Source organism: Leyella stercorea (assembly GCF_021531655.1).
In genome coordinates this window covers 1-11,847 of record NZ_JADYUF010000009.1, presented here as the reverse complement: position 1 = coordinate 11,847, position 11,847 = coordinate 1, and the positions used below count along the sequence as shown (strand labels likewise).

The following is an 11,847-nucleotide window of genomic DNA, read 5'->3' as shown; positions in this document are numbered from 1 at the left end:
CATAGCTCAAGGCAGCGCCTTGGGTCTACGGATTGAAAATAGCAAAACGCCCTGTTAAGGGCAAAAGCATTGATAATTAACGCTTTTGCCCTTACAGGGCACATTGTTTTTGTTGGCTTTTACCTCAGGGCGTTGCCCTGGGCTATGTGCTTATTGGGCTTTCAGCCCGTATAATTGGGTATTGATGTACCCTCTCTATGATAACTAATTTTTTTTAGCGCTTTGGTTTGAAGTGCAACTTATACATAATGTGTAGCATTGCGTAGCGTGGCACCGTGTTATACCATGTCTCGGTGCGTCCCTGTGCATTTATAACCTTACGTACGTTTGAGAGTTTTCCGAGCAGGTCGAAACCGTCAGCCATAACAGTAAACTTGCCGAATGAGCGCTCCAGTCGGGCATTCCATACAAGATTGTTCGTATTCATCGACTTGTCTGAGTAGCCGTAGCGACTGTAGAGTGTAATGTCGGTAAACAGTCTAAGCTTTAGCGGCAATTCAAGTGTAGCGTTCAGACCATAATCAACATCAGCTGTATTGATGGTCTTGAAATCCTCACGATTACCCTCAGCGTGGATGTAGGCACAACGCAACTTGGCACCGAATGAGTATTTGCCAAAACTGTAGTCGAGCGATACTGTCTCGTTGGCTTTGGCTGTGCGTACTGATGAGCGCGGATTCTTTCCCGACTCTCCCTCAATTGCTACATAGTCAACGCTGTTGATATAGCCTATTTCAGTCCTGTTCGACAATGTGAAACGATTCTTCTTGTCAAGAATGCCATTGAAATCGAATGAGGCTCCCATATCCCAGTTGCCGTTGATGTTCATAGGTGTGGAATGTACCACGCCCGTATTGCGGTCGTAAGTTACATATTGTCCGATTGCGTTGCGCATCAACTGCCAGTAGGCTTTGATTTCTATCGCCCTACGGCTTGTATAGTTTTCATCATACTTGTAGAATCCTCTGAAAAAATCAATCCTGTGGATGTCTGTATTTTTCAGATTCGGATTGCCACTCCATATATTCAGAGGGTTGTCGGTTGTCGTGATGTCGAGAATGTCTGTAAGTTCAGGTAGAACTTTCTTCACATTGTATTTGAAATGACAGTTATCTTTACCTACGAAAAGTGTAGGTTCTAACGACCATAGGTTGCGTGTCATTTTCTTTTTGTACGCACCTCGCGTATAGTCGATACGCTCGCTACGATAGTTCACTCCGGGTGATAAAAATGCATGTAGACCGAAAATCGGAAGTTTTATACTGGGAGTTCTTCCAGTCAGTTCGTAGCGGTCCTTGTTTATATGCGAACGGAAGCTGTTGTCAGCGTCAATTGTACGTTGTAGGGAGTCGCGGGTTGATGGCAGATAGCCCACACCTACATTGCTTGCCCCTCCATACTCGGCATATTTGTCGAGTCGGAATAAGTCGTTGTTGTTCTTGTCGTATATATGTGTGTATTTCAGACCAGCTGAGAATCTGTACTTGTAGTCAATAGTGCCATTATAATAGTAGCAAGCATCCCATATGGTGCGGAGATTCAGGTTCCACTTGTCGTTATACTTGTTTCTGAAATCCTGTATGCCGTTTTTGTAGTTAAGATTGTAGATGGAGGCGTTCTCGTTCTTCTTGTTGAAGTAGCGGTTTTCTGTCTTTAGAATGATACCATCTGGACTTTGTGGCATTTTCCATTGAATCATGCCTGAGAGATTACCGTCATAATACCGCATTCTGTTGAGTTGATGGTCGCTCAATTGGTTGAGCAATGCCTCCTTCAAGTGTTTGCTGGCTGGTGAAGCAAACAGCGAGTCGAGTGAAGCTCCACGATATTTCTCGTTGGGCGCAACTGATAAAGTGGCACTTTGTACGAGATTGTTAGTCGTATTCTTGTAATATGTAAACTGCGGTAAGATTTCTATTTTGGTTCTGGTCCAGTTCTTTTTGATGGTATTCATGCTCATAATCCAACTCTCTGTTTCTTTGCCATAACTACGGCTGCGTCCGTAAGTATTACCGCCTTGTAGGAATCGTTCTGACGATACGATTGACTGTTGGTTGGTATTTTCGTGTGCAAATGTTGTATTTCCGGAAAACTCAAAAGAGCGGTCCTTGTTGTTGAACAGATAGTCGGCACCTACTTTCTTTTGTATTGAAGTTCCGTTTTCCAATTGTGCTGTTCCCCATTCTCCGTTAGTGCCAGGTGCACGTTCGTCGTTTATATTATTGAGATTGGCAAATATTCCAATGCGTGACAATTTGGTATAACGCAATGCGAAAAGGCGTGACATCCATCTGTCTTTAGTACCCATTCCTAAGTCAGCATTCGCAAGCATTCCTTGCATATATTGACGTTTCAGACTGACATCCATTACAAGTGGTGCCATACCTTTTATGTCCTTTTGTTGGGCGAATTCGGCTATGTCGTCTTTACGCTCATACACTTTTAGCTTATTGACGGTGTAAGCCGGAAGATTTTGAAGAGCAATCGCTGGATCACCCTTGAAGAAGTCACTACCGTTTACAAGCAACGAACTGACGAACTTGCCGTTCACAGTTATCTGGTTACCTTTAAGTTGGACACCAGGCAGACGGCGTATCAATTCGTCGAGCATGGAGCCGTTTGACAATTGGAACGCATCAGCATTATATACAATAGTGTCACCATGCATCACCATCTTGATTTTGGATGTAGTCACAGTAACTTCGTCGAGCTTTACTTCTTTTATCTTCTTGTGCTTCTTTTTTAGTATAATGGGAGATATAGTAATAAATTTTTCACGTGCACCAACCTTTAGCTGATATGTGTGTGAAAAATCTTCATAGTTGTCTGCTGTAATTTTAAAGACAACAGTATTGTTGCGTCGAGGTATTAAAATACTGAAATTTGATATATGGTTATTTGTATAACCAGGTTGACTTCTTGTTGTACCTTGTGCTATAAGATTGTTTTGCTCGTCGTATATATGAATTGTAGCATTTCCTATTACCTCACCTGTAAATTCGTCCTTCACTATAGTAGACACCATAATAGTGTCCTTATAGATGGACATACTTTGGGACTGTATCGCAAATGTGAATAATAGTATTATTAGTAGTACTTTTTTCATGGTTGCAGTATATATTATATCATTCTTCTCAAATGATTGGTTATAATGGTTTTGTTTCATAGACGAATGTTTTTCTGGTTGTATTTAGAGCCTTATAACTAACCATAACTTACTATGACTAACTAACCATAAAGTATTGATTTTCAACACTCTTTGTTTTTTAATACTTTCTGAGTGCTTTTTGGCAGTTCCCGATTTTCCACATATTTTTGCAGCGTATTTCTACCGTGGAGAATTTGCGGAGCTTTTATTTTGTCATATTGTGAACGTAGTTGACAAGGGTTTACGAGTGGTTACGATGAAGGACAGATTTGAAGCTGATAGGCAAAAAGCGTTATATCGTGGATTGGGTTGACAAAGGTTGTCAATGGTTCACTTCCGTTTACTCCATAGGTGGAATACTCAAAGTATGTAGAACATAGCAATATCATAGAGTATGAGACCGACAAGAAAATGTGAATTTTGTGGCAAGACATTCGTGCCAAGAAGCGGTATGCAGAAATACTGTTCCGAGGAATGTCAGGCAGAGGCAAAACGTCTTAGGAAGAAAAGACAGCAGGAATTGATTAACGGTATTGAGCCAATCATGGATCTGCAACATCAGGAGTATCTTACCTTCTCCAAAGCTGCCATTCTGATGGGATGCACCCGACAGTATATCTACAAACTTGTGGCTAACGGAAAGTTGAAGGCATCAAGATTGAGCAGCAGAATGGCATTCGTAAGAAAGGCTGATATAGAGAAGATGTTTGAGGGTAATCCCTACAAGCGTGTGATTCCTGCCAGCAAGAGCAAACCCAATAAAAAGGCAAAAGCAGAAAAGCAAATACGAAAGCAGGAACCGACAAAAGGGAAAGAGGAGAATGAGGTGCTTGACTATTATTCTGGTGAGGAAGTGATGTCCATTTATAAGGTCAAGAAGTCTTGGCTCTACACCTCCGCCAAGCGCAACCAGATACCGATGTGCCGTATCGCTGGCAAGAACTATTACAGCAAACGGCATATTGATGAGTTCTTCGGTACTGCCGTTGACATCAACAGCATCACGGAATGGGTGACTGCTGATGATGTAGAGGATGCTTTCAGTATGAGCAAGTCGGCACTCAGGGCATATGCATATCGTCATAAGATACCCACCAAACGTGAGTATGGTCGCACCTATTATTCCAAGGAACATCTTGAAGAACTGCGCAGGACTGACCTCATGAGCGATGACAACTATTATACCACCGAACAAGTGCAGCAGTTGTATGGTCTGACAAGTGCCAACATCTGCCATATAGTGAGAGTTCACCATATCAGTAAGGTAAAAGTGGGTGTAAAGAACCTGCTTTTGAAGACGGATGTGGAGCGTGCAATGGCAGAAAGAGCTGCTAAAGGACTGTGATTTCAAATGATTTCAGCATTATCCATCAATGACTGCAAATAATTGGAGTCACGGAAGTATCATTCAGTTATTTTGCAGCCGTGAAGAGACACTTCACCATGAATATTCATCAATAAATCAATACAACTATGAGTAATATCTGCAAGACCATATCATTGCGTACACGCAAAATCAAGGACGGACGCATGCTGTCCTATTATCTTGACTATTATCCAGGCTATCGTGATGAGAGCACGATGAAAGTCATCCGCCATGAGTCGCTTGGCATCTACATCTATGCCAAGCCGAAGAACCAGATGGAACAGAAGTATAACCTCAACCTTACGGCAAGAGCCGAGGCGATACGCTGCCGTCGCTTCGAGGCTATCGTCAACGAGCGTTACGATTTCTTCGACAAGGAGAAGATGAAAGGAGAGTTCCTCGCCTACTTCAAGAAACTGGCGGACAAGAAGAACTCCAAGTGGCTGTAGTTAAGCTAACAATATAATCAACCTCATACACTACCGAGTTGTTGGTACTTCTCGTAAACTCCTCCACTTCATCATCATCTGTGTCATTGAAACTGAACATCATTTCGTATAACTTGCCGAAGTTTTCCTCCACTACCAAGGTCAAGGTCAAGGTCTCTGTGCTCGCCAATGTGTAGTAAAGACGGAACTTCTCGTTTTCCAACCGATAGCGACCGTTAGGCTGGAACGCCGTGCTGTTCCATTTTATGGATTGATTTTATTTATAAAATGGTATAAATCATCTCCCAAAGTTGTTCTTTGATATAAATGAGCCTTTCTAAACGTACTTTTAGATATTTTTTCTTTATATTTTTGCAAAAATGCTTCAACTTCTTCTTGGTCAGACATCTCAATTAAACCAAGTGAAGTTAGATAGTAGAAGTGGTTCATAACCTCTTTCTTCGTAACATCGCTACTATATTCTTCGTTGTACTTACTATAGATTCTTTCAATAGCATCTTTACCATCAAAAGTGATTCTTAAAGACTTTAAAATATAGAAATCTAATCCATCAATTTTTTCCATTATTTCCAAGAACATACGTTTGCATCTATTCTCTGCATTACCAATGTGGCAACATGCTGTTAAATATTTTGCGTACATAATTCTTTTATTTTCATCTATTTCATTTTTTGAATAATCTACAGTTCGTAATAAATCACAGATAAATTCTTGACTATTCATATATTCCACATTACGAACTCTATTATCAAGTTCTTCTATCATTGTAAATGCTTTTTTAAGAACATCTTCTATCAATCGATTCTGTTTGTAATTTTGAAAATCGGATAAGGCACTTACAAATGGAGCTGCAAAAGACCAATAGCTACCAATAGCTTTTATTATGCAACAAACTTTGGCTGGCAAACTCATCTTGCCAATTTCGTTTATTTTATTCTCTTCCATATTTTTCGGGTCGTAATTTTTAATCTAAACTTACCTCTTCATACATATTAACCAATAACTGCCACCAAGTACAATAAACAGCATAGGGACAGACACAAGACAAGTGTTGCTATTGGTGTAGCACACCCACTTTTGGGTTTCTGAGGCTTTCCATTGTCATCAAGATAAGTCGTACCATTGTCTCCAAATGTGTATCGGCGAGTATCAAATGACCAACTTAACATCACCTTAATATCACAAAGCTCTAATTCTTCCTTTTTATCAGTAAATCTCTTATACCCAGCTATTGCATTTTTGACAAGTCGTGTTCTTGTATCTTCAAATAACTTATGGGCATAGTTCTTCTCATTTTCAAAAAACTTGATTAAAACTGCCTTTCCTGCTATATCAATACATGAAGTATCTCTGTCTATATGTGGAACAAGTTGAAATATACAATAGATTCGGTGTCCTTCCGAAAACTCATGAATCTCATCATCAAAGTCAAAACTATCAGGACAACCGACAAGAGTATTGTCCTCTCGAAAAATGCCATACTTGTTTAGACTTTCCAAATGCACAACATCAACATATCCACTGAACACTCCTGCTTGCCACTTTTTTCTGGAAAAATACCAATCTGCATCTTCTATTCTTACAGTAAGGGTATCATAAGATTTCTTTCCTGTTTTGTCGCTTTGAGGAAACTTATAGAATTCGTCATATCTAAAGATTGTATTACTTACCTCGTCTTTTTCTTCAATGTCTTCAACTTTTGTATGGGAAATATCAAGTGAAGGTAATACATTCTCAAAATGAGTCATTTCTACTAAAGTATCATGACCAACATCCTCCGTAACCCTATTTATCATTTCTGTTGCATACTCTATATCATCCTCAAAAAATTTAAGGATGGTAGCATAAGCTTGGTTACATACCTTTTTATCCTTAGGAACGAATGGAGCAACAGAGATTATACAGTCCAATTCACGTCCTTTGGTAAATTGGTTTACATAATCTTGTAACTCTTTTTGCACATAGCCCAAAAGTTGTCCATCAGATTTATAGAAACCAATAGCATTAGAATCATATGGGTTGCTTGGCTCAGGTTTAATACAACCAGTAAAGACCCCCCAGCTGTCAGCTTCTGGCTTTGTGTGAAAATTTACACCAGACACCTTTATTCTTAAAGTGTCTTTTTCTATACTTCCCTGCTTTTCGCTAACAGGAAGCCAATGCTTTGCTATATCAAAATTTATATCATTCATATCGTTCTTATTTATCATTCTTTTTATTCAACCATATCATTTCAATTAACCATCCATTTGTATTAGCTACTCGGTATGCTGATGGGCTGCCTTTTTTAAATGCACTGCGAGAGTCATACTTATGGGATTCTATGAATACATTTTCATGAGTCCACTTTAAATTATAATTTTGCGGACGCTTCAGCCAATCCATTTCATCTATCCACCCATTATCTATAGCTGACCTATAGGCACTTGGAGTGCCCCATCTGAATTCACTTCGTGAAGAATATTTATGTGATTCATCTATCACGTTCTGTTTGTTTTGCCAAAATCCCTGTGGCTTGGCATCAGAAACAGCCCACTCCATTTCATCTATCCAATTGTTTTTTGTCGCTAAAGAATAAGCTGTTGATGCACTTCTTTTAAATTCCATTTTGGTTGAGTATTTGGCACCTTCCTCGAATACACGCTCTTTTGTCCAATAACCATGCTCTTTCACCTTAGTTTTTATCCAAGGCATTTTCTCCCATAGATTATTTTTGACTGCATAATCATAAGCAGCATGGCAACCTTTGAAAAAGTCTGTTTTGGTAGAATACTTTTTAGACTCTTCTATCACATTTTCTTCATTTTGCCAATAACTTTGAGGAGCTCGGTCACGGAGCAACCATGTCATTTCATTTTCCCACTTATGTTTCCTTGCAGAAAAATGAGCAGCTGGTGATTTCTGAAAAAATTCATTCCATGTCTTATATTTTTTGGATTCTTCAAACACATGTTCTTTTACATTCCACCAGCGTGGTGGCATGCGCTTACTATAAAACCAAGGAAATGTATCCTTGTTCATCATTTTAAATTTTAAAGCAGCATCATACGCACCAGCAGATTTCGTAAAGAACTCTGTTGGTGTTTTATATTTTTCTGCTTCACGTAATACTGCTTTCTTTGTCCATTTCTTTATTAATGCTCCTAAGGAACCCACATTTTCACCTGTTAGATTAATATTGTTAATCAACATGTAATGCAAGACATCACGATAATACAATGATTGTAACCGTTCTTCTCTCTGTCTCTCAACAAGAGTAAGCCCTTCTAATAAAATTTTATATTTCGGAACTTGTACCCCTTTATCTTGGAAATATTTGTAGACGGCATCATTTGTATGATTTCTATGTTCATTATCTCTACGCTTAATATCATTGGTTGCGCCAACATAAGCATATTTGTTTTTCTCATCTATATATACATACACTATATGTATAGGGCCTCGTGGGTCTCCTTTTGAACCTTTAGGGTCAAATTTTATTTCAGAGAGCCAATTATGTAGTCTTGCCGATGCATATGCAGACGGAGATTTACGTTGGAAATCACTCTTATATTGGTATTTTTGAGCTTCAGCAAATACATTTGCCTTTACGTTCCAATACCCTTTCTCTTTTCTGTTCGCCTTCAATAACCAATCCATTTCATCCAGCCATCCGTTTCTCTTGGCTGTGATATAGGCAAGATAGCATCCTTCACAAAAATCTACCCTATAACTGTATTTATGCGACTCCTCAAATACGTTGTTTTTATCTTTCCAATAACCAGCAGGTTTCCTGTTTGTTTTTGACAACCAATCCATTTCATCAAGCCACCCATTGATTTTTGCAGAATCAAAAGCCCGACTATTCGCTCTTTGAAATTCCGTAACCGAATTATACTTTTTAGACTCCTTTATTACATTCTCTTTAATTTTCCAATAACCAGAAGGCTTACGCTTACTTGGGGCTAACCAAATCATTTCAGCTAACCATTTATTATTTTTTGCAACAGAGTATGCTGTTACGGCATTATTCATAAATTCCGTAACCGTAGAATGTTTTTTTGACTCTTCAAAAACTGCCTCTTTTGTCCATTTGACAGGTTTGGCAGTCGGATGCACTAACCATATCATTTCGTCCAACCATCCGTTCATATACGCAATACGAAATGCACCTGATTTGTTTTTCTTGAACTCGGATCTTGAAGAATATTTCTTACTTTCTTCAAAAACGGTTTCTTTAGTCCACTTTTTCTGCATAGCCTTTATTTTTTTGTGTTGTTTATAAATTCAGTGCAAAAATACATAAAATTCTATTAGAAAACAAACAACTTCGTTATTATCATTATATATTTAACCTTTATTATATGCGTTATGCAATTTGTATGGAATTTTATTATGTATCACAATAGTTTAATAAACAATTTGCTATTAATTCTTTGCTACTTTATCATACAAAAAATTCCCAATCATTAATATCATATACCTCTAAGTTTAGAGACTGACAATTCTTTGAACCTAATAATAAAATAGTCTCAATTATGGAAGATACAACCGACAAACTGTCAATTCTATTATGCGTGAAACAAGAAACAATGTCATTACGATTAAGAAACAACAAAAGAATGGATTGTGGCACGATGATTGTATTTTACCGAAGCGGAAAATGTTAGAAACAGCGTTTCTTGCATTACTCCATACGGTATGATGCAAGAAACGCTGTTTTTGCGACCAAACCCAAAGGAGCGAGTAAGGAAACAACGTGCACGGCTGATTCCATGAGAATTATTATCGGAAACAACGTAGAGGTGGCATAAACAATCTATTTAACGCAACAGAAACGGAGTTTCCACAGTATTCATCTTAAAACTTTTATCAAACTATGAGCGAAATTGGAACTCTTAGCTTGGAGCGTCTAAACAACGGCGCACATTTTCTGTTCATTTCAAACGTGTTGGCACGTGCTGAGGCCGATGCGAATGTAAAGAGTAAGCTCAGCGCACAGATTGTCTCGCTAAAGACCGCCAAGGAACAAGAGGATGAGGACTTGAAAATCTCGCAAAAAAGTATGTTGACCGATGACATTGCTACTGCCGATGCTGAGCGTGACGGACTTTACAGCGGTTACAAGAAGGCTGTTAATGGCTTCAAGAATCTGCCTGTGGAGAACATGGCAAAAGCAGCAAAGGTTCTGACGCAACACATCAAGGACTATGCCATCGACCCAAAGATGCAACTTGACAAGGAAACGGGATTGTTGATGAACTTTATCGATGACTTGGAAAAGAAGTATTCAAGCGAGGTTCAAACACTTTCACTTGGTGCATTCGTTACCGCTCTGAAAGCAGCCAACGAAAAAGTACGCACATTGACATCAACACGCACAGACGAGCGTATGGCAAAGGCTGTTGGTGCATTAAAAGCATCACGCAAGGCAAGCGATGAGGCTTACCGCCAGTTGGTGAAGTTTGTGAATGCTTATGCTTTGATAGAGGGCGACAGCAAGTATCTTAGCTTCATTGACTATGTGAATACAGAGATTGTTCACTACAAACGCGAAGTTATAGGTCAGAAGTCTGGCTCTTCTCAGACAAGTGGTACTACTGGCGGAACAACAAGTGGAGGTTCTACTGGAGGCTCAACAGGAGGTACGACAGGTGGCACTACCAGTGGTGGCACAACTCCACCGAGTGTTGAAATTGAAGGCTAAACAAACTTTGTTAAATTTTTCCAATCCCATTAAGTGCATATTATTGTGATAGCACTTAATGGGATTTTTTATGGCTTGGCAAGAGGCTTCTCCTATGATGAACTTTCAGAGGAAGAGAAACGAGGACGCAAGCATAAGAACAAGGTGGTGCTTGAAGCTGAACGTCAGGCGAAAGTCGCTCTTGACAAAGTGGAGAAGTATGCTGTACTTGCCATAATCGACAAGAAGGAGCTGACCATTCCTTTTCTCAACATCAAGGCTCCTGTTCAAGAAGCGATGAATGCCGTAAAGAAAGAACTTGCCATCCCTATTCCTGCTCTTATCGGACAAAAGGCATGGCGTGAGGAGCGTGTAAACAACATTAACGCAGCTATCAAAGCTCTTGTTGCAGCCATCAATGCAGAACGTGACAAGCAGAATGAAGGTGTACGCAAGTCTGTCAACAAGACGTACACTTACTATATGCAGAATCTCAATAAGCAGATAGAGGAGAACAAGTCACTTCGTGCCGAGAATGATGCGCTAAAGACAGAAAACAACAAAGTCAAACAACGCATCTCTCAACTTGACGAGAAGGCTGTGGAGCGAGTGACTAATCAACTTGTCCATGCGAAGGAAGAACTCGCCAGTGCCAAAAGTTATAATACTACACTTATGGAAATGTACAATGATTTGAAGGCTCGTTGGAATGCCATTTGGCAGGAGCCAGAAATGACAGACGCATGGAGACGAGTGGAAGCACGTAAGGAGAAAGAAACAAAAGAAAAGGCTCGGCAAGAAGCCGAAGCCAAACGTGAAAGCATGGCTCGGCAAAATAGATACATAGGAGTGCTTGACAAGTTCATCCATGAGGGACATGAAGCTTTATCATCCTTTGCAAAAACAGATAGAGTCAACTTCAACGAGAAAGAAGCGGCTTCCATATACTATGGCATTATGGCATCTGCTGTAAAGCATAATATTGGATTGGACTCTAAACCCTGTATAGATTCGGCAGCAAAGAGGTTCTTGTCTGATATGCCTTGGCATGGTATTACAGACTTCAAGCAAGAATGTATTACCAGTTGGACAAAACTATTCGCCACGAATGAAGTTCAATTCACAGACAATGCCATTGATAACTTTCTCGCTTTTGTTGACCACATGTCATGCAGTGCAGACACATACGTTTCGCTTGGTGGCTCCAATGGTTGTGCCG

The 11,847-nt window shown here is 39.6% G+C and carries 7 protein-coding genes and 2 pseudogenes; 4 read left to right on the top strand and 5 right to left on the bottom strand.

Annotated features, from left to right (window positions below):
* Positions 1–214: 214 nt before the first annotated feature.
* A complete protein-coding gene (locus tag I6E49_RS14565) occupies positions 215–2,695 on the bottom strand; it encodes an outer membrane beta-barrel protein (RefSeq protein WP_235400588.1) in 2,481 nt (826 codons plus the stop codon).
* An 847-nt stretch (positions 2,696–3,542) separates the two neighbouring features.
* Here I6E49_RS14565 and I6E49_RS03970 point away from each other — a divergent pair.
* Positions 3,543–4,493: a helix-turn-helix domain-containing protein gene (locus I6E49_RS03970; protein ID WP_235400587.1), complete on the top strand. Its 951-nt coding sequence runs from the start codon at positions 3,543–3,545 to the stop codon at positions 4,491–4,493.
* Between the two features lie 128 nt (positions 4,494–4,621).
* Positions 4,622–4,957: pseudogene (locus I6E49_RS03965) on the top strand (site-specific integrase); the annotation flags it as partial.
* Here I6E49_RS03965 and I6E49_RS03960 read toward each other — a convergent pair.
* Genes I6E49_RS03960 through I6E49_RS03945 form a run of 4 tightly spaced genes read right to left on the bottom strand, consistent with a single transcriptional unit; the run spans position 4,923 to position 9,199 of the window.
* A complete protein-coding gene (locus I6E49_RS03960; protein WP_294935785.1) occupies positions 4,923–5,210 on the bottom strand; it encodes a TraQ conjugal transfer family protein in 288 nt (95 codons plus the stop codon). The pseudogene I6E49_RS03965 and the gene I6E49_RS03960 sit on opposite strands and share 35 nt — an antisense overlap.
* Complete coding sequence (locus I6E49_RS03955; RefSeq protein ID WP_235400585.1) at positions 5,207–5,908, bottom strand: hypothetical protein; 702 nt, start codon at positions 5,906–5,908, stop codon at positions 5,207–5,209. Before I6E49_RS03955 ends, I6E49_RS03960 begins: the two co-directional genes overlap by 4 nt.
* A 47-nt stretch (positions 5,909–5,955) precedes the next feature.
* Positions 5,956–7,173, bottom strand: a complete 1,218-nt coding sequence (locus I6E49_RS03950) for an HIRAN domain-containing protein (protein WP_235400583.1) — start codon at positions 7,171–7,173, stop codon at positions 5,956–5,958.
* Positions 7,163–9,199: a GIY-YIG nuclease family protein gene (locus I6E49_RS03945; RefSeq protein ID WP_235400581.1), complete on the bottom strand. Its 2,037-nt coding sequence runs from the start codon at positions 9,197–9,199 to the stop codon at positions 7,163–7,165. Before I6E49_RS03945 ends, I6E49_RS03950 begins: the two co-directional genes overlap by 11 nt.
* 622 nt (positions 9,200–9,821) lie before the next feature.
* Here I6E49_RS03945 and I6E49_RS03940 point away from each other — a divergent pair.
* The gene (locus I6E49_RS03940) at positions 9,822–10,649 is read left to right on the top strand and encodes a DUF6261 family protein (protein WP_235400580.1); all 828 of its coding nucleotides are present in this window, start codon (positions 9,822–9,824) and stop codon (positions 10,647–10,649) included.
* 45 nt (positions 10,650–10,694) lie between these two features.
* Positions 10,695–11,847: pseudogene (locus I6E49_RS03935) on the top strand (MobV family relaxase); the annotation flags it as partial.